We start from the raw sequence: 22,229 nt of genomic DNA on the forward strand, positions 1-22,229 counted from the left end.
TTCCCTCCGACATTGCACACGCTCTGCGCTTCCGCCATTAGATGGCGCGTCGCTGCCAGAGTTTTACGGAGGTTCCGATGCGCGTCGCCTTTCAGATGGACCCAATCGACGGGGTCAATATCGACGCCGATTCGACATTTCGGCTGGCCGAAGAGGCACAGGCGCGTGGATGGGACATGTTCCTCTACACGCCCGACAAGCTTGCCTGGAACGACGGCAAGGTCACAGCGATGGCGTCGAGCCTGTCGGTGCAACGGGTGAAGGGCGATCACGCCAGACAGGGTGCGCCGGAAACGGTTGATCTTTCCACGATGGATGTGGTCTGGCTTCGGCAGGACCCGCCTTTCGACATGGGCTATATCACCACCACGCACATCCTGGACAAACTCGCCGCGAGCACGCTTGTGGTGAATGATCCTTTCTGGGTCCGGAACTACCCCGAAAAGCTCCTTGTGCTCGATTTTCCCGGCCTCACCCCGCCCACTTGCATCGCCCGCGATCTGGATACGCTGCGCGCCTTCCGGGCCGAGCATGGCGATATCATCCTCAAACCGCTCTACGGTAACGGCGGCGCGGGCGTCTTTCGCCTGACCCCGGACGACCGTAACCTCGTCAGCCTCTGGGAGCTTTTTACGGGCATCAACCGCGAGCCTCTGATCGCCCAGAAATTCGTCCCCGCCGTTACCAAGGGCGACAAGCGCATCATTCTCGTCGACGGCGACCCGATCGGTGCGATCAATCGCGTGCCCGCCGAGGGTGAGACACGCTCGAACCTGCACGTGGGCGGCCGCGCCGAGAAAGTCGGTCTGACCGAGCGCGACCGCGAGATCTGCGATACCATCGGGCCGCTTCTGAATGAGAAGGGGCAGGTCTTCGTCGGCATCGATGTGATCGGCGACTACCTGACCGAAATCAACGTGACTTCGCCCACTGGCATCCAAGAGCTTGAACGCTTCGACGGCATCAACGTCGCCGGGGCGATCTGGGATGCCATCGACGCGCGGCTAGAGCGCCGGGGCTGACGGCAGACGATAGGCAAGCGCCTCTGCCACGTGGTGCCGGGCGACGGCGTCGCTGCCTTCGAGGTCGGCGATAGTCCGGGCGACCCTGAGCACGCGGTGATAGCCTCGCGCGGACAGGCCGATCCTGTCCGCCGCCTTGGACAGAAGCGCGCGCCCGGCTTCGTCAGGTGTCGCCACACGGGTCAGGAGGTCGCCTGATGCATCCGCGTTCAGCCGCGTCTCGCCCTCATCCGCATAGCGCTGGGTCTGCCGCGCGCGCGCGCCAGCCACGCGGGCCGCGACGGTCTCGGACGCCTCACCGGTTGGGCCCTCTTCAAGCTCGCTGAAGGGCACCGGCGGCATCTCGACCCGCAGATCGAAACGGTCGATGAGCGGGCCCGAGATACGGCCCATGTAGTCGTCGCCGCAGGCCGGTGCGCGCGCGCAGGCGCGTCCCGGATCGGATAAGTAGCCGCAGCGGCAGGGATTGGCGGCGGCGACCAGAAGGAATCGGCACGGATACCGCACATGGGCATTCGCGCGGGAGACGGTGACATCACCGGTTTCGAGCGGCTGACGCAGGGTTTCCAGCACGTTTCGGGGAAACTCGGGCAACTCGTCTAGGAAGAGAACACCGTTATGCGCGAGGCTGACCTCACCCGGCAAGGCGCCGCGACCGCCGCCGACGATAGCGGCCATGGAGGCCGTGTGATGCGGTGCACGGAACGGACGCTGCCGCGAAATTCCGCCCGCCTCGATCATGCCGGCGCGGGACAGGATCATCGAGGTCTCCAGCGCCTCGCCAGCGTCGAGGGGCGGCAGGATGCCGGGCAGTCGCGCGGCCAGCATCGACTTGCCTGAACCCGGTGTGCCGACGAAAAGCAGGTTGTGCCGTCCGGCTGCCGCGATCTCCAATGCGCGCTTGCCGCGCTCTTGTCCGCGCACATCAGACAGGTCCGGGGAGATGGCGCCGTCCCGAACCTCGCCGGGGTCCGATGGCGCGACGACGGTCTGGCCGGTCAGGTGTGCAATCGCAGCGCCAAGTGTGGATGTGGCGATGACCGCCGTTCCCGCGACCCACGCGGCTTCTCTCCCGGTTGCTTCGGGGCAAATGAGCGACAGGTCTTCGGCGCCTGCGGCCACGGCGGCGGGGAGCGCGCCCGCGACAGGCACAAGTCCGCCATCGAGCGACAGCTCGCCAATCGCCACATATCCCGCGACGGTATCCTCGGGCAGAAGGCCGATCGCGGCGAGAAGCGCCAGCGCAATGGGCAGATCGAAATGCGACCCCTCTTTCGGCAGGTCCGCCGGGGACAGGTTGATCGTGATCCGCTTCGACGGCAGCGCAATGGAGATCGCGCTGAGCGCGGCGCGCACACGCTCGCGGGCCTCGGACACTGCCTTGTCCGGCAGGCCCACGACCGAGAAGGACGGAACTCCGGGCGTCAGGGCGCATTGCACCTCGACGAGGCGGGCGTCGATCCCCTCGAAAGCGACTGTGTAGCTGCGCGCGACCATCCCGTCCTCGTGATCCGCAACCAGCTAGAGCGGGTATAGTTAACAGGCGGTTAAGGGTCGCTTAACTCCTCGGCGCTATCCATTTGGGAAATCCCGATCTTTTCGGGAACTAAAAAACGCAGTGCGAATTGATCCAATGGCAAGGTCCGCACGTAACAACAGGAAAAGTGGATCAGACCGGACGAAATATTCGGTCGAGCAACCGGGGGAAGACGAATGGCGCTTGACGGTTTTTCAGATCAGACACTTTCCAGGCGGGCCATGCAGGCCGAGCTTCTCGACGCGGAGACGGAGTTGCGATTGGCCTATGCCTGGCGCGACGAGCGCGACGAAGAAGCGCTGCATCGCCTGATCACAGCCTATATGCGATTGGCCATTTCGATGGCGGCCAAGTTCAAGCGCTACGGCGCGCCGATGAACGATCTCATTCAGGAGGCGGGTCTGGGCCTTATGAAGGCCGCCGACAAGTTCGACCCTGACCGGGGCGTGCGCTTCTCGACTTACGCCGTCTGGTGGATCAAGGCGTCGATCCAGGACTACGTGATGCGCAATTGGTCGATGGTGCGCACGGGCTCGACCTCCAGCCAGAAATCGCTGTTTTTCAACCTCCGCCGCGTTCAGGCCCGGCTTGAGCGTGAGGCGGCAGCGCGGGGCGAGGTTGTTGACCGTCAGGCGATGCGTCAGATGATTTCGACCGAAATCGGTGTGCCTTTGCATGATGTGGAGATGATGGAAGGCCGTCTTGCCGGGTCCGATTTCTCGCTGAATGCCACCCAGTCGGCCGATGACGAGGGCCGAGAGTGGATCGAAACCCTCGAGGACGAGGATGCGCGTCAGTCCGAGCAGGTTGAGCATGACAAGGACATCGATACGCTGCGCGCGTGGCTGGTGTCGGCGCTGTCCTCTCTGAACGAGCGCGAGCGCTTTATCGTTCAGGAACGTAAGCTCCGCGACGAGCCGCGTACGCTCGAAAGTCTCGGCAACGAGTTGGGCCTGTCGAAAGAGCGTGTGCGTCAGCTCGAAGCCGCCGCTTTCGGCAAGATGCGCAAGAACCTCGAATCGCAGTCGCGCGAGGTTCACGAGTTTCTGGTGTAATTTCCTTCAAGTGTGTGTTCCGACTGGGCCCGTTGCAAATGCAGCGGGCCTTTTCTTATGCGCGTCGCGGGTTGCCGTCCGCGCACGACCTTCGTAACACTTGAGGCCGGCCGCAGAAGGAGCCGTCGATGCTTGCTGGAAAACGCGTTCTTCTGATCATCGGGGGCGGGATAGCGGCCTACAAGTCGCTCGACCTGATCCGTCAGTTGAAGAAGCGGGGCGCTTCCGTCACGCCCGTTTTGACCGCGGGCGCACGGGAATTCGTAACGCCTTTATCGGCTGCGGCTTTGGCGGGCGACAAGGTCTATACCGACCTGTTCGATCTGACCGACGAAGCCGAGATGGGTCATATCGAACTGAGCCGCTCGGCTGATCTGCTGGTGGTTGCGCCGGCGACGGCGGACCTGATCGCGCGAATGGCGGGCGGGCATGCCAATGACCTTGCTTCGACGGTCCTTTTGGCGACCGACACGCCCGTGATGATCGCGCCCGCGATGAACGTCAGGATGTGGCTGCACCCGGCGAACCAGCGAAACGTCGCCCAGCTTGAAGCGGACGGGATCATCCGGATAGGTCCCGACGAAGGTGACATGGCCTGTGGCGAGTTCGGGCCGGGTCGGATGGCCGAGCCCGCGCAGATCGCTGATGCCGTTGAGGCCACCCTGACCGACGGGCCGCTCAAGGGGCGGCATGTGATCGTGACGTCGGGGCCGACGCATGAGCCAATCGACCCGGTCCGCTACATCGCGAACCGCTCGTCGGGCGCGCAGGGCAGTGCGATCGCCGAGGCGTTGGTCCGCCTGGGCGCTCGGGTTACCTTTGTCACGGGTCCGGCGAGTGTCCCGCCGCCTGCCGGAGTCGAGTTGCGCCTTGTCGAGACCGCGACCCAGATGAAGGACGTGGTCGAGGCCGCCTTGCCCGCCGATGCCGCCATTTTCGCCGCCGCAGTTGCGGATTGGCGTGTGGAAGGCGCGTCCAACGCCAAGATAAAGAAAACCGCGACGGGCGATGTGCCGACCCTGGCCCTGACCGAGAATCCCGACATTCTGGCCACCGTCTCGCAGAGGGCCGAAGGGCGGCCCAAGCTGGTCATCGGCTTTGCCGCCGAGACCAATGACGTCGTCGAAAACGCGACAGCGAAACGCGCCCGGAAGGGCTGCGACTGGATCGTCGCGAATGATGTTTCGCCCGAGACGGGAATCATGGGTGGAACCGAGAACGCGGTCACGCTGATCGACGCAGACGGCGCCGAAGTCTGGCCGCGCGCCTCGAAATCCGAGGTGGCCAAGCGGCTGGCAGAGCGGATTGCAGAGGCTCTCGGACCCGCATGACGCCAATTGTCCGACTGTCCTGGCTGCCCGATGCAGATACGGACCTGCCGCTTCCGGGCTATGAGACGGCTGGTGCGGCGGGTGCCGATCTGCGTGCGAATTTCCCGCCCGAGGCGCGCGACGTCGGCGTGACCCTGGCGCCACTGGCGCGCGCGCTGATCCCGACGGGACTTAGGGTGGAAATTCCCGAAGGTTTCGAGATGCAGATCCGTCCGCGATCGGGGCTTGCGCTGAAGCACGGGATCAGCCTGCCCAACACGCCCGGCACCATCGACAGCGATTATCGCGGCCCCCTTGGCGTCATCGTCATCAATCTCGGGCAGGAGCCGGTGACGATCGCCCACGGCGACCGCATCGCGCAGGCCGTGGTCGCGCCGGTGGTGCAGGCCGGTTTCGTCCTCAGCGACAGCCTCAGCGAGACCGAGCGTGGCGCGGGCGGTTTCGGCTCGACCGGGCGGCGCTGATGGCGCTGGTCCTCGCCCTTGCCGTCTTCCTCTGGTTCATCGGCAGCCGGATGAACATGCCGGTGTCAGCGCGGCTTCTGATGATCGGATTGCTCTATGTGGCGGTCATGGCCGTGCATGTCGCCCTGCCCGAGGGCCATGCGTTGCGTGAAGCGACGGGTGGCTCGGCGGGCGAGTGGGCGGTGCTCGGCCTTCTGGGCGCCGTCGTCTGGGTCTATTCCAAGGGACTGGCGCAGCTCAGAAAGCGTGTTCTGCCCGAGAATCGCGCGAAGGCGGCTCCCAGCACATCGTCTGCCGAACTGGAACGGAACGCCCGCCATATCGTGCTTCGCGAAATCGGCGGGCCTGGCCAGAAACGTCTGAAAGAGGCGCGCGTGCTTGTCGTTGGAGCGGGCGGTCTCGGTGCGCCGGCGCTGCAGTATCTGTGCGCCGCCGGTGTCGGCACCATTGGTGTGATCGACGACGACGTGGTCGAGAATTCCAACCTGCAGCGGCAGGTGATCCACACCGACGAGCGCATCGGGATGCCCAAGGTCTTTTCCGCGGAAATCGCGCTGACCGCGCAGAACCCGTTTGTGACCGTCCGTCCTTACCACCGGCGCCTGACGGCTGACATCGTGGATGACCTGTTTACGGATTATGACCTGATCCTCGACGGCACGGACGACGTCGAAACCCGCTATCTGGTGAACGAGGCGGCCGTTCGCGCAGAGCTGCCGCTGGTCTCGGCTGCGATCTCGCAGTGGGAAGGGCAGATCAGCATCTTCGATCCTTCACGAGGCGCGCCCTGCTATGCTTGCGTGTTCCCAGAGGCCGCCGCACCGGGCCTTGCGCCAAGCTGTGCCGAGGGTGGCGTCCTTGGGCCTCTGCCGGGCGTCGTGGGCGCGATGATGGCTGTCGAGGCGATCAAGCTGCTGGCGAATGCTGGCGAGCCGCTCTTGGGGCGTATGATGATCTATGATGCGCTTTACGCCGATACCCGGACGATCACCGTCAAACCGCGTCCCGATTGCCCTGTCTGCGGCAAATCCGGTTGATATGCTGGATTTTTCGCCGGCGGTCGCCTAGGTCAAAGGCATGACAGAGAACATTCAGAACCCGCTTCTTGCCGAATGGGATGCGCCCTTCGGTCTTCCCCCTTTCGACCGCGTCTCGGACGATGATTTCGCCCCCGCCGTCGATGCCGCACTGGCCGAGGCGCGCGCGAACATCGCCGCGATCGCCGACAACCCCGAACCGCCGACCTTCGAGAACACGATCGAAGCGCTGGAACTGGCCGACGATACTCTCAGCCGCGTCCTGTCGGTTTTCTACAATCTGGCCGGGACCGACGCGAACCCCGAGCGCGAGGCGCTTCAGCGGGAATTTTCGCCCAAGCTGTCGGCCTATTCGTCGGAAGTCGTGATGAACGAGGCGCTGTTCAAGCGCGTCGATACCCTTTGGAATGAGCGTGAAAACCACGACCTGACGGATGAGCAGGCCCGCGTGCTGATGCTGTCCCGTCGCAGCTTTGTCCGCTCGGGCGCGCAGCTTGAAGGCTATGCCCGCGACCGTCTGAAAGAGGTTACGTCTCGCCTGTCGGCCCTCGGGGTCGAGTTCACGCAGAACCTTCTGGCCGATGAGCGCGGATGGTTCATGGAACTGACCGAGGACGAGCTTGAAGGGCTGCCCGGCTTTGTCGTCGACGCAGCGCGCTCGGCGGGTAAGGAAAAAGAGGTCAATGGCCCCGCCATCACGCTGTCGCGGTCCCTGATCGTGCCCTTCCTGCAATTCTCGCCGCGCCGCGATCTGCGCGAGCGGGCGTGGGCTGCGTGGACCTCAAGGGGCGCCAACGGTGGTGAGACAGACAACCGCGCCATTGCTGCCGAGATCCTGTCCCTTCGCGAGGAGCGCGCGCATCTTCTGGGTTATGACGACTTCGCCAGTTTCAAACTGGAAACCCAAATGGCGGGCACGCCCGATGCCGTGCGCGACCTGCTCATGCAGGTCTGGGAACCGGCGCGCGCCACGGCCGACGCCGATGCCATGCGCCTTCAGGCGATGATGCATAACGATGACGAACAGGGCGACCTTGAGCCTTGGGACTGGCGCTTCTATAGCGAGCGGCGCCGCGGCGAAGAGCACGACCTGAACGAGGCCGAGCTGAAGCCCTACCTGTCGCTCGACAACATGATCGACGCGGCCTTCACCTGCGCCAACCGTCTGTTCGGGATCGAGGCCAAGCCGCTGGAAGGTGTGGCGCTGAACCATCCGGACGCCCGCGCTTGGGAGATCACCCGAGATGGCGAGCATCTGGCCGTTTTCATCGGGGATTATTTCGCGCGCGGCTCGAAGCGGTCGGGCGCGTGGTGCTCGGCGCTTCGCAGCCAGCGCAAAGTGGGCGGCGACACCCGGCCTGTCGTCATCAATGTCTGTAACTTCGCCAAGCCGTCCGATGGTCAGCCCGCGCTTCTGTCCTATGACGATGCGCGGACGCTGTTTCACGAGTTCGGCCATGCGCTGCACCAGATGCTGTCCGACGTGACCTACGAATCGATCTCGGGCACGTCTGTGGCGCGGGATTTCGTCGAGTTGCCGTCGCAACTGTTCGAGCACTGGCTGGAGGTGCCCGAAGTTCTGGCCGAGTTCGCCACCCATGCCGAGACGGGCGAGCCGATGCCCAAGGACCTGCTGGACAGGCTTCTGGCGGCGGCGACCTATGACATGGGGTTCCAGACGGTCGAATACGTCGCCTCGGCGCTGGTCGATCTGGCCTTTCACACGGGCGAACCGCCGGCGGATCCGATGCAGCGTCAGGCCGAGGTCCTGGACGACATCGGAATGCCGCGCGCCATCGCGATGCGCCACGCAACGCCCCATTTCGCGCATGTCTTCTCGGGCGACGGGTATTCCGCCGGATACTACAGCTACATGTGGTCCGAGGTGATGGACGCCGATGCGTTCGAGGCATTCAAGGAGGCGGGCGACGCCTTCGATACTGAGACCGCGAAGAAGCTGGAGGCCCATATCCTTTCGGTCGGCGGTCTGCGTGAGGCATCCGAGCTGTACACCGAATTCCGGGGCCGGATGCCGGGGCCTGAAGCGCTTCTCAAAGGGCGGGGACTGGCCGCGTGAGCGTCTTCGACGCCGAGGCAGAAGCGCGCCTGATGGCCGCGACGCGGGACATCGCGGCAGAGGAAATCCTGCCGCGGTTCAGGGCGCTGGATGCGGGTGAGATCGATACGAAATCCGCACCTGATGATCTGGTGACCATCGCGGACAGAGAAAGCGAGAGACGGCTGGAAGAGGCCGTCTCAGCGATTTTGCCGGGCGCGGTCACCTTCGGGGAAGAGGGCATTTCCGAGGGGCGGACCCGTCTCGCCGATCTTGGCGATGCGGAGTTGTCCGTTGTCGTTGACCCGGTCGACGGTACATGGAATTTCGCGAATGGCCTGTCGGTCTTCGGCGTGATCCTTGCCGTGATGGAGCGGGGCCGGACCCTATGGGGCGGCATCTACGATCCGATTGGCGATGACTGGATGGTCGCCCGGCGCGGGCACGGGGCGTGGAGCATCACGCGTGACGGACGTCGGACGGCGCTGTCTCTGGCAGGCGGTGCAGAAAAGGTCGGGCAGGCACATGCGCTGGTCCCGGCCTTCATGTTCACAGGCGACCGGCGGCGGCAAATTCTGACGACTTCGGCGGATTTCGCGCGAAGCGGCAATTATCGCTGCTCGGCCCATGAATATCGGCTTCTGGCGGGCGGGCGTGTCGACACGATTCTGACCGCATCCCTGAACCCTTGGGATCACTCGGCGGGCGCGCTGATCGTGGAAGAGGCGGGGGGCGTCGCACGGCTGCTTGATGGCCGCGCCTACGATCCTACGATCCGGAGCGGCAACCTGCTCACTGCGCGGAACGAGGCGCTCTGGGCAGATGCCGCGCGGCGGTTTGCCTTCCTCGTCTAGGCGGCGACAAGCCCCATCTGTTCCAGCTTCAGAAAGACCTGATGCGCGCAGTGATCGACCTCGACATTCTCGGTGTCGAGCCGGACCTCGGGGTCTTCGGGGCGGTCATAGGGGTCTGAAATCCCGGTGAATTCCTTGATCTTGCCCTCACGCGCCAGCCGGTAGAGACCCTTGCGGTCGCGCCGCTCGCATTCCTCGATCGAGGTAGCCACGTGCACCTCGACAAAGGCGCCGTATTGCTCGATTTCTTCCCGGACGGCCCGCCGCGTGGCGGCATATGGCGCGATGGGGGCGCAGATGGCGATGCCGCCATTCTTGGTGATTTCGCTGGCCACAAAACCGATGCGACGGATGTTGAGGTCTCGGTGTTCCTTCGAGAAGCCCAGTTCCGAGGACAGGTTCTTCCGCACGATGTCGCCGTCGAGCAGCGTGACGGGGCGCCCGCCCATCTCCATCAGCTTCGTCAGCAGCGCATTGGCGATGGTCGATTTACCCGAACCCGAGAAGCCGGTGAAAAAGACTGTAAAGCCCTGCTGCGAGCGGGGCGGGTAGCGCCGGCGGAGTTCCGAGACCACTTCGGGGAAGGAGAACCACTCCGGGATTTCCAGCCCTTCGCGAAGGCGGCGGCGGAGTTCCGTGCCGCTGATATTCAGGACCGTGGCCCCCTCCGGTACCTCGTCTGCGGCCTCGTACTGGGCGCGGTCCTGCACGTAGACCATCTGTTTGAAATCGACCATCTCGATGCCGATTTCCTCCTGATGGGTGCGGAACAGCTCCTGCGCGTCATAGGGGCCGTAAAACTCATCTCCTGCCGAGTTCTTACCCGGACCGGCATGGTCTCGGCCCACGATCATATGGGTGCAGCCGTGGTTCTTGCGGATGAGTCCGTGCCAGACGGCTTCGCGCGGACCGGCCATGCGCATGGCGAGGTTCAGAAGGCTCATCGTCGTGGTAGCGGCGGGATACTTGTCCAGCACAGCCTCGTAGCAGCGGACGCGGGTGAAGTGGTCCACGTCGCCCGGCTTGGTCAGGCCAACCACAGGGTGGATGAGCAGGTTCGCCTGCGCCTCGCGCGCGGCGCGGAAGGTCAGTTCCTGATGCGCGCGATGAAGCGGATTGCGCGTCTGAAAGGCCACCACCCGACGCCAGCCCAGCTTGCGGAAATAGGCCCGAAGCTCGTTCGGCGTATCCCGTCGCGCCTTGAAGTCATAATGGACAGGCGCCTGAATTCCGGTCACCGGACCGCCCAGATAGACCGGGCCGGCGGTGTTGTGGAGGTAGTTGACCGAAGGGTGTGCGATATCGTCGGCGCCGAAGACCTTTTCCGCCTCGCGCGCCTTGTCGGGGCTCCATTTGTCGGTCACCGACAGGATGGCGAGGATCACCCCTTCCTGGTCCCTGAGCGCGATATCCTGCCCCGGCTCGACGCCGTCGGCGAAGGCCTGCGATACGTCCAATGTGATCGGGATCGGCCAGAGTGCTCCGCTTTCCAGCCGCATCTCTTCGACAACGCCGTCATAATCGGCTTCGGTCATGAACCCCTTAAGCGGGTGAAATCCCCCGTTCATCAGAAGTTCGAGATCGCAGATCTGGCGCGGGCTCAGGTCCCATGACGGAAGGTCGCCCGCCTCGGCTTTGAGCTTTTGCGCGCTCTCGTAGGACACGAACAACTCGGGGATCGGGGCGTGGTTCGGTATCTGCATGGGACGAGCCTGCTGAAAAACTTGCTGCGGTGACCTATCCCGCGACGGCGCGTCGTCGCAAGGCAATGAGTTGGATTTAACGTAAATAAGACCGGCGTCCGTGGTGTACGGGCTCGCCCCGACCGATGTCGTCGGGTCGGGGCGGGCCGTGAAACGGATGTTTCGTTATTCGGTCGCCGAGACCGGTGCGCCGTAGCCGAGGGGCGCGGTCGTGTCCGCCTCGACATCCGAGTCCTCGTCCTCTGCCAGGAACCGCTCGACTTCCAGAGCGGCCATGCAGCCCATGCCGGCGCTGGTGACGGCCTGACGATAGACATGGTCGGTGATGTCGCCGGCCGCGAAGACGCCGGGGATCGAGGTGGCGGTCGAGTCGGGTTTGGTCACGACATAACCGCCGTGATGCAGCTCAAGCTGATCCTTGACCAGTTCGGACGCCGGTGCGTGGCCGATGGCCACGAAGAAACCCTTGACCGCGATCTCCTGCGTCTCGCCTGTCTTGGTGTTCTTCAGGCGCAGACCCTCGACACCGCGCGGGTCCTGGGCGCCCAGCACCTCGTCGATCTCGTGGTCCCAGATCACGTCGACCTTGGGATGGGCGAAGAGACGCTTCTGAAGGATTTTCTCGGCGCGAAGCGAGTCGCGTCGGTGGATGAGGGTCACCTTGGATGCGAAATTGGTGAGGAACAGGGCCTCTTCGACCGCCGTGTTGCCGCCGCCGACAACGGCTACCTCCTGTCCGCGATAGAAGAACCCGTCGCATGTCGCGCAGGCCGAGACGCCGAAGCCCTTGAAGTGCTCTTCCGACGGCAGGCCAAGCCATTTCGCCTGCGCGCCGGTGGCAAGGATGACCGCATCCGCCTTGTAGGTTGTTCCGCTGTCGCCTGCCGCCGTGAAAGGGCGTTTGGACAGGTCGAGGCTTTGGATGTGATCCGAAATGATCTCTGTTCCGACCGAGCGTGCGTGCGCTTCCATTCGGGCCATCAGGTCGGGGCCCTGCACCTCGGTGTCGCCGGGCCAGTTCTCGACCTCTGTGGTGATGGTCAACTGCCCGCCGGGCTGAATGCCCTGCACCAGAACCGGCTCCAGCATTGCGCGGCTGGCATAGACTGCGGCGGTGTATCCGGCAGGCCCCGATCCGATGATCAGGACGCGGCATGTCTTGACGTCACCCATGATGTTCCCCTTGGCTTGGCAGTCCTGACGATATAGACGCCTCGTCGCCGGGACGAAAGGGTGTGCGACGTAGATGTCGCCCTTGACCCGGCCAGTCATGACACCCAAATCGCGAAACATTATTGCGCGCATCTGGCGCGCTCGGTAAGGTTCGAAAAAATGTGGAGGACGCATGCCCGGGCCCAAACTTGATCCCATCGACCGGAAGATTCTGGCCGAATTGCAGGCGGATGGCCGGATGACCAATGTCGAGCTGGCAAGCCGAGTCGGTATCTCGGCTCCGCCGTGTTTGCGCCGCGTCCGCACGCTGGAAGAACAGGGCTTCATCCGGGGCTATCACGCTGCCGTCGATGCGCGTGCGCTCGGGTTTGAGGTGCAGGTCTTCGTCATGGTCGGCCTGCAGAGCCAGGCCGAATCCGATCTTGTCGCCTTCGAGGACCGGTGCCGGTCGTGGCCGCTTGTCCGCGAGTGTCACATGCTGAACGGCGAGGTTGACTTCATCCTGAAATGCGTGGCGCCCGATCTGTCGACATTCCAGAGCTTTCTCACCGGTCAACTGACCGCGGCGCCGAATGTGGCGAGCGTCAAGACGTCGCTGGTCATCCGGGACGCCAAGGACGAGCCCGGCGTCCCGTTCGAAGTTCTGGAAGAGCGGCTGAGCCAGACCGCCTGAGGTCAGGCGACCAGCGCGTTCATTTCGTCCGCACCAACCCGCGGCGCGGCCAGTCGGCCGAAGTCGCGGATTGTCTCGACATGCGGGAAGAAGGTCAGGAACTGGGCCATCATCTCTTCGGGAAGCGACAGGGGCACTTCCGGTCCGGGGTGATAGCTTTCGATTTCCAGACCGGCGGCCAGAAGCGTCTCATGGCGGTCGCAGACAAGGTGGTAGACGCGGGTAGGCGCGACGGGCCAGACCTCGATCACCGACATGCCGTCCGCCACGGCCGAGAGCGGCACAAGAGCCGCCTCTGTTCCCAGCGACGCGCGCAGTTTCGGGTCGCGGTTGATGCGCCGGGCATGGGGGCCGAAGGTTTGGTCCTGCACCGGGCGGCCGAGGCCAAAGGCGTCGGGCATCACGCGATAAAGCCGGTCGGGCTCGTCCATGGACGAGGGCGCACCGGGCACAAGCGTGATCGAGCCTTTCCACAGAAGCTGGGTCAGGCTGCCATTGGCGCATTCAAGCCACATTCCGGGCATCAGGTCTTCGACCGCGACGGGACCGTCGGCGGTCTGAATGAGGACGCCATGGGTAAACGCGCCGAATGCCTGCTCGAAGGCCGGAAGTGCCAGCGCGGTACGCGTCTCGCACTGGACCTCGCCATCCTCCAGCCATTCGATCTCGTAGCGCCGGCTGAAACGGGTCGGGCGCGAGGCCGGCCGCGGTCGGCTGGTCCGGCGTGCTGACGGCCGAGGCTCCGAAATGATCCGACTGCGGGGTCCTTCGGGAAGGGGGGGAAGGGTCGGCGGGGTGTAACTCATCAATTCAACTCGTTTTTCCGGTTCAGGATAACCATGGGCGGACGGGCGAGCGGCTCCGTCACGCGCGGCGCACGTTGCGCGACCTGGCGGTTTTGCGGCTTTGCCGGGCATAGGGTAACGTGGGTATCTCTCGCGTTGTCGCGGTCAGAACCGTCTTCATCCAGCGCGGTTTCGCTTTCATCCTGTCACCCTCCTGGCGCATCTGGGCGGGGGAGCCGCCCGGTCCAGAACACTGTCGCCCAGCATTGGGGCGATCCCATGACGGAAGCGGGGTAATTCAGGCGCAGATCAGAGGCGAATGACGGAAATAAGGCGCCCGTAATCGGGATCGCGGTTATGGACGCTCCGCCGGTAGGAGAAGAATCTCTGCGGGTCGGAGTAGGTGCAATGTCCGATCCACTCTGCTTCGGCGACGCCCGCGCTGCGGAGGCGCATCAGGCCGTATCCGACAAGGTCGAAATGATAGCGGTCGCCTTCTCCGTTTACGAAAAACCGCCCGTTCTCTGGGTCGTCGTCGAGGAAGCGCTCGAGGAACTCGGGTCCGACCTCATACGCCCCCTGGCTGATCGACGGACCGATCACGGCGGTGATGCGGCCGCGGTCGGCGCCGAGCGCCTCCATCGCGTCGATCGTCGACTCGAGGACGCCGCTTTGCGCACCTTTCCATCCGGCATGAGCCGCACCGACGACACCGGCATCGCCGTCTGCGAAGAGGACCGGCTGGCAATCGGCGGTCAGGATGGCGAGCGCGAGGCCCGGCGTCGCCGTCACCATGGCGTCGGCCGTCAGCGTCTCGCCGCCGGGCGCCTCGTCCAGCGTCGCGGTGTTGGCGCTGTGGACCTGGTGAACAGTGGCCAGATGCGTGTCCGGGACGTCCATCGCCTGCGCCACGCGCGCGCGGTTGATCGTCACGATTTCGGACTGGTCCGACGACCCGTAGCCGCAGTTCAGGCCCGAAAACACGCCCGAAGACGCGCCGCCTTTCCGCGTGAAAAAGCCGTGCGTCACAGGCGCGAGCCGGTCAGATGTCAGGATCTCGAGCGTCATTCGTCGAAGCCGGGGGGCGTGGGGTCTGTGGGTCTGTATAGGGCCATGGCCTTGAACAGCGTCCCCATTTCACCGGGTTGCGTCAAGCGGCGATGCTGGGCGGCCACGGTTTCGGCGGTCTCGGCATCCGCGCGGGCGGCAAGCGCGTTCGCGCGGGCAGTGATTCCAAGGCGTTCCAGAAAGGTGCCCTGTGCGACCATGGTGCTATGGGCAGCCGGCGCTGCCGCCATGGCCAGCGTCTCGAACTCGACATGGCAGGTCAGGTCGACCTCCCCCGGCGCTGTCAGGGGCGACACGCGCTCGTGACGGCGGACGGCCTGGAGCGTGTCTCCGAGAGAGCGCCAGTCGCCGTAGTCGATGATCAGGGCGACGCCGCCTGCATCCGCTATTCGGCGGCCGATATCCCCGGCCATCGCCGCCGCGGCGGGCGCGTGTTCGACAAGGTCGCCTGCGCTGGTGTCGGCCAGCCGGTGTTCGAGAAAGGGCGGGCGGGTGCTGTCTGACAGTCCGAACGCAAGCTGGCCGTCCCCGACGCCGACAAGCCGCTCTCGCCAGGCGGGTCCGTCCCGCAGGAACTGACGCGTCGGCAAGGCGTCGAAAAACTCGTTGGCTACCAGGAAAAGCGAGCCATCCGGCACGGTGGCGATGCTGTCGTGATGGGTGGGCGTCGCAAGGCCCGAAAGGCGGTCGGTCTGGATGCCGCGAAGCGTGGGCGACCCCTCGACAAGGTGCAGGTCGGCCGCGTCGGAAAAGCCGGGTACACGGCCCGCAGCGCGCAGGATATCGGCCATCAGCGTGCCGCGTCCGGGGCCGAGTTCGACCAGCCGGAAGGTGTCCGGGCGCCCGCGATCCAGCCAGCACTGGGCTAGGAACAGGCCCAGCATCTCGCCGAACATCTGCGAGATCTCGGGCGCGGTGATGAAATCTCCCGCGGCGCCGAGCGGGTCGCGCGTGGTGTAATAGCCGTGTGCGGGATGCATCAGACACTCGGCCATGAATTCGCCTGTTGTCAGCGGGCCGGTCCGCGAGATGCGCTCGATCAATGCGGTCTCAAGGGGGGTCACGCCGCGCCTATCCGCTGCGCCGGTCGCGGCGGGCGAGCATCACGATGACGACGCCCACAAGGATCATGGGGACCGAAAGGAGTTGTCCCATGGACAGGCCGAACTCGCCAAGGAAGGCGACGTGGCCAAGCGGATTGTCCGGCGAGATGAATTGCGCGTCCGCGACCCGGAAGAACTCGACGAAGAAGCGCGCCGCGCCGTAGCCGATCAGGAAGAGCCCGCAAATCTGCCCCGGCCGTTTCAGCCAGTTTCGTCCGAAGGCGAGCGATAGCAGGAGAAGACCTAGGACAAGCCCCTCCAGTCCCGCCTCGTAAAGCTGCGACGGGTGGCGGGCGCAGGGGCCGATCACGCCTGGGCAGTTCTGTGCCGCCTCTCCGGGAAAGATCACGCCCCAGGGCAGGTCGGTCGGACGGCCCCAAAGCTCGGCGTTGATGAAATTCGCGACCCGGCCCAACATCAGGCCCGCAGGCGTTGCGAGGGCCAGCGCGTCGGCCAGTTGCGGGATCGGGATGCCGCGCCGCCTGGCAAAGACCAGACCGGCCACCACCACGCCGAGGAACCCGCCATGGAACGCCATGCCGCCCATCCAGACCTTCGGGATGTCGGCGGGATTGGCGAGGAAATAGTCCCGCTCGTAGAACAGCACGTATCCCAGACGCCCGCCGATGATGATACCCAGGATCATCCAGGTCAGCAGGTCTTCCAGCGCCTGCCGGTCCATCGGCGCCTTGTGCTCGGGCCAGAGTTCGGGCCGGGCGATGGCGCGGGCAATAATCAGGTAGCCGATCACGATGCCCACGATATAGGCCAGCGCATACCAGCGGATCGCGAGGGTCATGAACCCCAGCGGGATTTCGACCAGCGTCGGCGACAGGTCTGGAAAGGGTATGGCGAACAACATCGCTGATCTCGTGACAGCGCCCGGGGGCGGCGTCAACCTTGCAGAGACCCCTCCCGCCCCCATATAGGGGGGAGGACAATTCCGGAGGCGTCATGCAGACCCGCAACAAGATTTTCGACGACATCTCGCAACTCATGACGAATGCCATGGGTGTGGCACAGGGCGCGCGGGAAGAGGCGGAGACGGCCATGAAGGGCCTGATGGACCGCTGGTTGGCCGACCGTGACCTCGTCACCCGCGAAGAGTTCGACGCGGTGCGCGCCATGGCGCAGAAGGCGCGCGAAGAGAACGAGGCGCTGAAAGCCCGGCTCGACGCGCTGGAAGCCGCCTCTAAGGGCTGAGCGCTTCCTGCGGACGGGCAACCGTCGCAAAAACCCCAGCGATTACTCGGCGGGCCGGATCGAACCGGCCCCTTGCCGCCAGCGGCATCGTCGGGTCCCAAAAGCGGACCGTCGGGATGAAGCGCAACTTTCTCAAATTAGTGCTTTACAGAGTCGGCCTTTCCGAACACCATATCTCGTAGGGACGATGGGAATTTCCGCCGGACCTAGAGCAGGCACCAAGCTGTGGTGGCCGCAAGACGCCATCCAGCAATAACGAACGAGGCCGCGCATGTCGCTTTCCGAGCAGTATTTTTCGACGGATGAATTGCATCCGATCGACATTGTCGAACACCTTGCCGAACACCATGAGTGGGACTTTGACAGGGTGGCCGATGACCAGATCGCCATGGCGGTCGAGGGACAGTGGCGGACCTATTCGATCACGCTTGCCTGGTCCCCGATGGATGAAACCCTTCGCCTTATCTGTACCTTCGAGATGGACCCGCCGAATGAGAAGCTGGGCGATCTCTATGAAACGCTGAACGCGACCAACGACATGTGCTGGGCCGGCGCCTTCGCCTATTGGGCGGAGCAGAAGCTCATGGTGTGGCGCTACGGCCTCGTCCTTGCAGGTGGACAAATGGCCAGCCCCGAACAGATCGACACCATGATCCGCGCCGCCGTTCTGTCGGCAGAAAGGTTCTATCCCGCGTTCCAGCTTGTGGCCTGGGGTAACGAAACTCCTGCAGAAGCGATGGGCGTCGCCATTGCGGAAGCGTACGGAAGAGCCTAAATTTGGCGTATCGAGGTATCCGCGCGTATCAAGGCTGACCCCCCGGCCTGCGGACCGTCGAGAGAAACCGGATCGCCCAGCGGTCCGGTTTTTTCGTTGACCATTGGTAAGTGTGCGGCCTGATCACGGCGAGCTAAGGGGGCTGTCTGCCCCCTCTTGGCCTGCGGCCAATTCACCCCCGAGGATTTTCCGGACCCAAAGAAGGCATGGGGGTTTTTCTCGGTTCCGGAATTGCTCTAAGCACAGAGGCGTGAGGAGGGCATTGGTATGAACCAGGACGAGATTTCCGAACGCGGCCTTGTGCTTTTGGGCTGCGGCAAGATGGGCGGAGCGATGCTGAAGGGCTGGCTTGCGGGCGGGTTGCCAGCGGCGTCCGTCTGGGTGATCGACCCTGCGCCGGCCCCGTGGCTGACCGAGGCTGGCGTGCGTGTGAACGAGGAACTGCCCGAGGCGCCGGCCATGACGATCCTTGCGGTCAAGCCGCAGATGATGGGTGATGCGCTGCCTCAGGTCGCGGCCTTGTCCGGGCGTACCGTCTTCCTTTCGATCGCTGCGGGAACGACCATTGCCACGCTCGAGGCGGAGCTGGGCGGCGAGGCGGCGGTGATCCGAGCCATGCCGAACACCCCTGCTGCCGTCGGTCGCGGAATCACGGCGATCATTGGAAATCAGGCCGTGGACGAGGGCGCGCTGTCTTTGGCGGAAGACTTGCTAGGCGCTGTCGGACAGACCGTCCGGCTGGACGACGAAGCGCAGATGGATGCCGTGACGGCGGTTTCCGGTTCGGGTCCGGCCTATGTCTTCCACCTGATCGAGGTGCTGGCCGCGGCGGGGGAGGCCGAAGGGCTGACACCTGAGCTTGCCATGGCGCTGGCGCGGGCCACGGTTGGGGGCGCGGGAGTTCTGGCCGAGGAAGCGGACGAGACCCCTTCCGAACTGCGCGTTAACGTCACCAGCCCAGGCGGCACGACTCAGGCGGCGCTTGAAGTGCTGATGGACGCCGAGACCGGCTTTCCGCCGCTTCTGAAACGGGCGGTCGCGGCGGCGGCTCGGCGGAGCCGGGAGCTTGGCCAATGAGCATCACCTTCGACGATTTCCTCAAGGTGGATATCCGCGTGGGCCGGATCACACGGGCCGAGCCCTATCCGGAAGCGCGGAAGCCCGCGATCAAGCTCTGGGTCGATTTTGGGCCGGAGATCGGCGAGCGGAAAAGCTCGGCCCAGATCACGAAGCATTATACGCCGGAGGGTCTTGCCGGGCGTAGGGTGCTGGGCGTCGTGAATTTCCCGCCGCGTCAGATCGGCAAGTTCATGTCCGAAGTTCTGGTTCTTGGCGTGCCGGATGACGAGGGCGAGGTTGTTCTGATTGCGCCGGACAAGGACGTCCCCATCGGTGGAAGGATGTATTGATGCCCACGCTTTGGATCACACGGCCATTGCCTGACCGCGTCATTGAGGCGGCGCGCAAGATGTTCGACGTCACCGTCCGCGAGGACGTCACACTCGTAGGCAAGGACGAGATGGCGGCGGCGCTCGGCACGTATGACGCGATCCTGCCGACGCTCGGCGATGCGCTGAAGGCCGACACCTTTGCCGCCTGCCCTGAGCCGAAGACGCGTATCCTCGCCAATTTCGGCGTCGGCTATAACCATATCGACGCGGAGGCCGCGCGTTCCGCCGGTATCGCCGTGAGCAACACGCCGGGCGCGGTGACGGACGCCACGGCGGATATTGCGATGACGTTGATCCTGATGACCTGCCGCCGTGCAGGCGAGGGCGAACGCATGGTGCGGGCGGGCCGCTGGGAGGGCTGGCACCCGACCCAGCTTCTCGGAATGCATCTGGGCGGGCGGACGCTTGGCATCGTCGGAATGGGCCGGATCGGCAAGGCTATCGCCAAGCGCGCGCATCTGGGCTTTGGCATGGACGTGGTGTTCTACAACCGCTCGACTGTTGCCGATCCGGGTGTTCCGGCCCGACAACTCGACACGCTTGAGGCGGTCGCCGCAGCGGATGTCGTCGTGGTGGCCGTGCCTGCTACGCCCGAGACGCACCACATCATTGGAGAAGGCGCGCTGGCGGCAATGCGGCCACACACGATCTTCGTCAACATCGCCCGCGGCGACGTGGTGGACGAGACGGCGCTGATCGCCGCGCTGCAGGCGGGGCAGATCGGGGGGGCGGGCCTTGATGTCTACGAGTTCGAGCCGAAGGTGCCCGAGGCGCTTCTGACCATGGAAAACGTCACGCTTCTGCCGCATCTCGGCACTGCGGCTCAGGACGTACGCGAGGCGATGGGCCTGATGGCGGTCGACAACCTGAAGGCTTGGGCCGAAGGGCGCGGTCTGCCGAACGGGGTCTGAACCTGGTCAGGCAGGCAGGTCGCCCGTGGCAATGCGCCAGTGGCGGCGGCAGAGCGAGACATAGGTCTCGTTTCCGCCGATCTGGACCTGATCGCCGTCGGTCAGGGCGTGACCATCCTCGTCCTGGCGTACGACCATGGTTGCCTTCTTGCCGCAGAAACAGATGGTGCGCGCCTCGCGCATCTCGTCGGCCAGCGCCAGAAGCGCGGCCGAGCCCGGAAACAGCTCACCCCGGAAATCGACACGTAGGCCGTAGCACATGACCGGCAGGCCCAGATCGTCGACCGCGCGGGCCAGTTGCCAGACTTGTTCACGGGTCAGGAACTGGGCCTCGTCGATGAACACACAGGCCACAGGTCCCTGCTTCTTGCGCTTCTCCAGCATCGCGAAGAGATCGCTCTCGGGCGTGTATGTGTCGGCGCTTGCGCCGATCCCGATGCGGCTGGCGATGCGCCCCTCACCGGCGCGCCCGTCGATGGCGGCGGTCAGCAGATAGGTCTGCATCCCCCGTTCGCGGTAGTTGTAGGACGCCTGCAACAGAAGCGTCGACTTGCCCGCGTTCATCGTCGAGTAGTTGAAATAGAGCTTCGCCATGGCTGCGGCCTATCCTGCAGCCCGGGTCAGGACAAGACCCGGTCTCAGACCTTTTCGAGGATCGCGGAGCCCACGGAGTATCCCGCGCCGAAAGAGCAGAGAAGCCCGATATCCCCCTGTTCCAGATCATCCGAGTACTTCGAGAAGGCGATGATCGATCCTGCCGATGACGTGTTGGCATAGTCCTGAAGAATATTCGGCTGCTCCTGCGGTTCCGGCGTGCGGCCCAGGACCTTCTTCCCGATGTAATCGTTCATCGTCTTGTTGGCCTGATGCAGCCAGAGCCGCTTCAGATCGCCCGCGCCGATGCCGTCCGCCGCCATGTGATCCGCGATATGTGTAGAGACCAGCGGCAGCACCTCTTTGAAGACCTTCCGGCCCTCCTGCATGAACTGCATGTCGCGGCGGTCATCCATCTGATCATGGGCCCGGCGGAGGAACCCGGCATTGTTCCGGATGTTGTTCGAAAAGGTCGTCGCCGCGCGGGTCGAGCGGACTCGGAAGCCGGTCGACCCGGCTGTCTCGCGCTCGATCACCATGGCGGTTGCCACGTCGCCGAAAATGAAATGGCAGTCACGGTCGCGCCATTCCAGATGGGCCGAGCAGATCTCGGGGCTGACCACCACGGCGCAGCGCGCGCTGCCGGCGCGGATCATATCGGCGGCGCTCTGCAGCCCGAATGTCGCCGAAGAGCAGGCGACGTTCATATCGTAGGCAAAGCCCGACGCGCCCAGAAGCTGTTGGATTTCCACCGCGATTGCGGGGTAGGCGCGCTCATGGTTCGAGGCGGCGCAGAGGATCAGATCGACCTCATGCGCCTCGCGCCCGGCCTGGGCCAGCGCTGTGCGGATCGCGTCCACCGCCATCTCGGCCATGAGCGACGGCGCATCGTCGGGCCGTGCGTCCAGTCGGGGACACATGCGGGCCGGGTCGAGAATGCCGTCCTTGTCGATGACATGCCGCTGCTCGATGCCCGAGGCCGCGACGATGAATTCGGCGGAGGAATAGGTCTTGGCGGTCAGCTCGCCTGCTTCGATGGCTTCTGCGTTCTCCGTGTTCCAGAGATCGACATAAGCGTTGAACGCCTTAACCAGTTCGTCATTTGTGATGACGTTCTCGGGCGTGAAAACGCCGGTGCCTGTGATGATGGGCGTATGCATGTGCTGACCTCCGGAAAGTGCCCCGGTCTAGCGTCCGGCTTGCCGTTGGGGCAAGCGTGACGCTGGGTCGCTTTCTTCTTGGCCGAAATACTCCCGCCGGAGGCATTGATCGCCGCGAAGCGGCCCACCGCGACGGCGAAGCCGGCGCAATATCGGGTGGGGAAATCGACCGTTCGACGTCAGCCCGCTGCTGCCGGGGGCTTCGTTCGCTCGCAGCTTGAAACGTCCACTACACGTTTCATCTTCCTTCGGACGAAGCGCGGCCTAGCCGGGG

At 64.5% G+C, this 22,229-nt stretch carries 23 protein-coding genes; 13 read left to right on the forward strand and 10 right to left on the reverse strand.

Annotated elements, in window-relative coordinates:
* Window positions 1–77: 77 nt before the first annotated feature.
* Window positions 78–1,022 (forward strand): glutathione synthase, encoded by a 945-nt coding sequence (gshB, locus tag GQ651_RS12310; RefSeq protein WP_160764546.1) that lies wholly within the window; start codon window positions 78–80, stop codon window positions 1,020–1,022.
* On the opposite strand, the gene GQ651_RS12315 is transcribed toward gshB, so the two are convergent.
* Window positions 1,005–2,519: a YifB family Mg chelatase-like AAA ATPase gene (locus GQ651_RS12315; RefSeq protein WP_160764547.1), complete on the reverse strand. Its 1,515-nt coding sequence runs from the start codon at window positions 2,517–2,519 to the stop codon at window positions 1,005–1,007. The two genes, gshB and GQ651_RS12315, sit on opposite strands and share 18 nt — an antisense overlap.
* 216 nt (window positions 2,520–2,735) lie before the next feature.
* Here GQ651_RS12315 and GQ651_RS12320 point away from each other — a divergent pair, with 216 nt between their 5' ends.
* The 6 genes from GQ651_RS12320 to GQ651_RS12345 all read left to right on the forward strand — a co-directional run bounded on the left by GQ651_RS12320 (window position 2,736) and on the right by GQ651_RS12345 (window position 9,356).
* Window positions 2,736–3,614: an RNA polymerase factor sigma-32 gene (locus GQ651_RS12320; RefSeq protein WP_160764548.1), complete on the forward strand. Its 879-nt coding sequence runs from the start codon at window positions 2,736–2,738 to the stop codon at window positions 3,612–3,614.
* A 128-nt stretch (window positions 3,615–3,742) separates the two neighbouring features.
* Entirely contained in the window at window positions 3,743–4,945 is a 1,203-nt protein-coding gene (coaBC, locus tag GQ651_RS12325) for a bifunctional phosphopantothenoylcysteine decarboxylase/phosphopantothenate--cysteine ligase CoaBC (RefSeq protein WP_160764549.1), read from the forward strand.
* Window positions 4,942–5,409 (forward strand): dUTP diphosphatase, encoded by a 468-nt coding sequence (dut, locus tag GQ651_RS12330; protein ID WP_160764550.1) that lies wholly within the window; start codon window positions 4,942–4,944, stop codon window positions 5,407–5,409. Before coaBC ends, dut begins: the two co-directional genes overlap by 4 nt.
* The gene (locus GQ651_RS12335; protein ID WP_160764551.1) at window positions 5,409–6,446 is read left to right on the forward strand and encodes a HesA/MoeB/ThiF family protein; all 1,038 of its coding nucleotides are present in this window, start codon (window positions 5,409–5,411) and stop codon (window positions 6,444–6,446) included. Before dut ends, GQ651_RS12335 begins: the two co-directional genes overlap by 1 nt.
* Window positions 6,447–6,498: 52 nt before the next feature.
* Window positions 6,499–8,523 (forward strand): M3 family metallopeptidase, encoded by a 2,025-nt coding sequence (locus GQ651_RS12340; protein WP_160765150.1) that lies wholly within the window; start codon window positions 6,499–6,501, stop codon window positions 8,521–8,523.
* Complete coding sequence (locus tag GQ651_RS12345) at window positions 8,520–9,356, forward strand: inositol monophosphatase family protein (protein WP_160764552.1); 837 nt, start codon at window positions 8,520–8,522, stop codon at window positions 9,354–9,356. The genes GQ651_RS12340 and GQ651_RS12345 overlap by 4 nt, the downstream gene beginning before the upstream one ends.
* Here the strand turns inward: GQ651_RS12345 and GQ651_RS12350 are convergent.
* Window positions 9,353–11,059: a bifunctional sulfate adenylyltransferase/adenylylsulfate kinase gene (locus GQ651_RS12350; RefSeq protein WP_160764553.1), complete on the reverse strand. Its 1,707-nt coding sequence runs from the start codon at window positions 11,057–11,059 to the stop codon at window positions 9,353–9,355. The two genes, GQ651_RS12345 and GQ651_RS12350, sit on opposite strands and share 4 nt — an antisense overlap.
* 165 nt (window positions 11,060–11,224) lie before the next feature.
* Window positions 11,225–12,232 (reverse strand): thioredoxin-disulfide reductase, encoded by a 1,008-nt coding sequence (gene trxB, locus GQ651_RS12355; RefSeq protein ID WP_227258160.1) that lies wholly within the window; start codon window positions 12,230–12,232, stop codon window positions 11,225–11,227.
* Between the two features lie 172 nt (window positions 12,233–12,404).
* Here trxB and GQ651_RS12360 point away from each other — a divergent pair, with 172 nt between their 5' ends.
* Window positions 12,405–12,905, forward strand: a complete 501-nt coding sequence (locus tag GQ651_RS12360) for an Lrp/AsnC family transcriptional regulator (RefSeq protein WP_160764555.1) — start codon at window positions 12,405–12,407, stop codon at window positions 12,903–12,905.
* A 2-nt stretch (window positions 12,906–12,907) separates the two neighbouring features.
* Here the strand turns inward: GQ651_RS12360 and GQ651_RS12365 are convergent, their stop codons facing one another.
* From GQ651_RS12365 to lgt, 5 genes are all read right to left on the reverse strand, one after another.
* Window positions 12,908–13,711, reverse strand: a complete 804-nt coding sequence (locus GQ651_RS12365; protein ID WP_160764556.1) for a Hint domain-containing protein — start codon at window positions 13,709–13,711, stop codon at window positions 12,908–12,910.
* Window positions 13,712–13,769: 58 nt separating this feature from the next.
* Window positions 13,770–13,892, reverse strand: a complete 123-nt coding sequence (locus GQ651_RS18930; protein WP_264464700.1) for a hypothetical protein — start codon at window positions 13,890–13,892, stop codon at window positions 13,770–13,772.
* 107 nt (window positions 13,893–13,999) lie between these two features.
* Window positions 14,000–14,758, reverse strand: a complete 759-nt coding sequence (gene pgeF / locus GQ651_RS12370) for a peptidoglycan editing factor PgeF (protein WP_160764557.1) — start codon at window positions 14,756–14,758, stop codon at window positions 14,000–14,002.
* A complete protein-coding gene (locus GQ651_RS12375; protein WP_160764558.1) occupies window positions 14,755–15,822 on the reverse strand; it encodes a class I SAM-dependent methyltransferase in 1,068 nt (355 codons plus the stop codon). Before GQ651_RS12375 ends, pgeF begins: the two co-directional genes overlap by 4 nt.
* A 7-nt stretch (window positions 15,823–15,829) precedes the next feature.
* A complete protein-coding gene (gene lgt / locus GQ651_RS12380; RefSeq protein ID WP_160764559.1) occupies window positions 15,830–16,723 on the reverse strand; it encodes a prolipoprotein diacylglyceryl transferase in 894 nt (297 codons plus the stop codon).
* A 92-nt stretch (window positions 16,724–16,815) separates the two neighbouring features.
* On the opposite strand from lgt, the gene GQ651_RS12385 reads away from it, so the two are divergent.
* The 5 genes from GQ651_RS12385 to GQ651_RS12405 all read left to right on the forward strand — a co-directional run bounded on the left by GQ651_RS12385 (window position 16,816) and on the right by GQ651_RS12405 (window position 20,201).
* On the forward strand, window positions 16,816–17,064 hold the full coding sequence (locus GQ651_RS12385; RefSeq protein ID WP_160764560.1) for an accessory factor UbiK family protein: 249 nt from the start codon (window positions 16,816–16,818) through the stop codon (window positions 17,062–17,064).
* A 271-nt stretch (window positions 17,065–17,335) separates the two neighbouring features.
* On the forward strand, window positions 17,336–17,839 hold the full coding sequence (locus tag GQ651_RS12390) for a type III secretion system chaperone family protein (protein ID WP_160764561.1): 504 nt from the start codon (window positions 17,336–17,338) through the stop codon (window positions 17,837–17,839).
* 267 nt (window positions 17,840–18,106) lie between these two features.
* On the forward strand, window positions 18,107–18,916 hold the full coding sequence (proC, locus tag GQ651_RS12395; RefSeq protein ID WP_160764562.1) for a pyrroline-5-carboxylate reductase: 810 nt from the start codon (window positions 18,107–18,109) through the stop codon (window positions 18,914–18,916).
* A complete protein-coding gene (locus tag GQ651_RS12400) occupies window positions 18,913–19,248 on the forward strand; it encodes a tRNA-binding protein (RefSeq protein WP_160764563.1) in 336 nt (111 codons plus the stop codon). The genes proC and GQ651_RS12400 overlap by 4 nt, the downstream gene beginning before the upstream one ends.
* A complete protein-coding gene (locus GQ651_RS12405) occupies window positions 19,248–20,201 on the forward strand; it encodes a 2-hydroxyacid dehydrogenase (RefSeq protein ID WP_160764564.1) in 954 nt (317 codons plus the stop codon). Before GQ651_RS12400 ends, GQ651_RS12405 begins: the two co-directional genes overlap by 1 nt.
* A gap of 6 nt (window positions 20,202–20,207) precedes the next feature.
* On the opposite strand, the gene GQ651_RS12410 is transcribed toward GQ651_RS12405, so the two are convergent.
* Both GQ651_RS12410 and GQ651_RS12415 read right to left on the reverse strand, forming a co-directional pair.
* Window positions 20,208–20,795 (reverse strand): thymidine kinase, encoded by a 588-nt coding sequence (locus GQ651_RS12410; RefSeq protein ID WP_160764565.1) that lies wholly within the window; start codon window positions 20,793–20,795, stop codon window positions 20,208–20,210.
* A 44-nt stretch (window positions 20,796–20,839) separates the two neighbouring features.
* A complete protein-coding gene (locus GQ651_RS12415; protein WP_160764566.1) occupies window positions 20,840–21,955 on the reverse strand; it encodes a beta-ketoacyl-ACP synthase III in 1,116 nt (371 codons plus the stop codon).
* Window positions 21,956–22,229 lie beyond the last annotated feature (274 nt).

The organism is Kangsaoukella pontilimi (assembly GCF_009830125.1).
Lineage (GTDB): Bacteria > Pseudomonadota > Alphaproteobacteria > Rhodobacterales > Rhodobacteraceae > Kangsaoukella > Kangsaoukella pontilimi.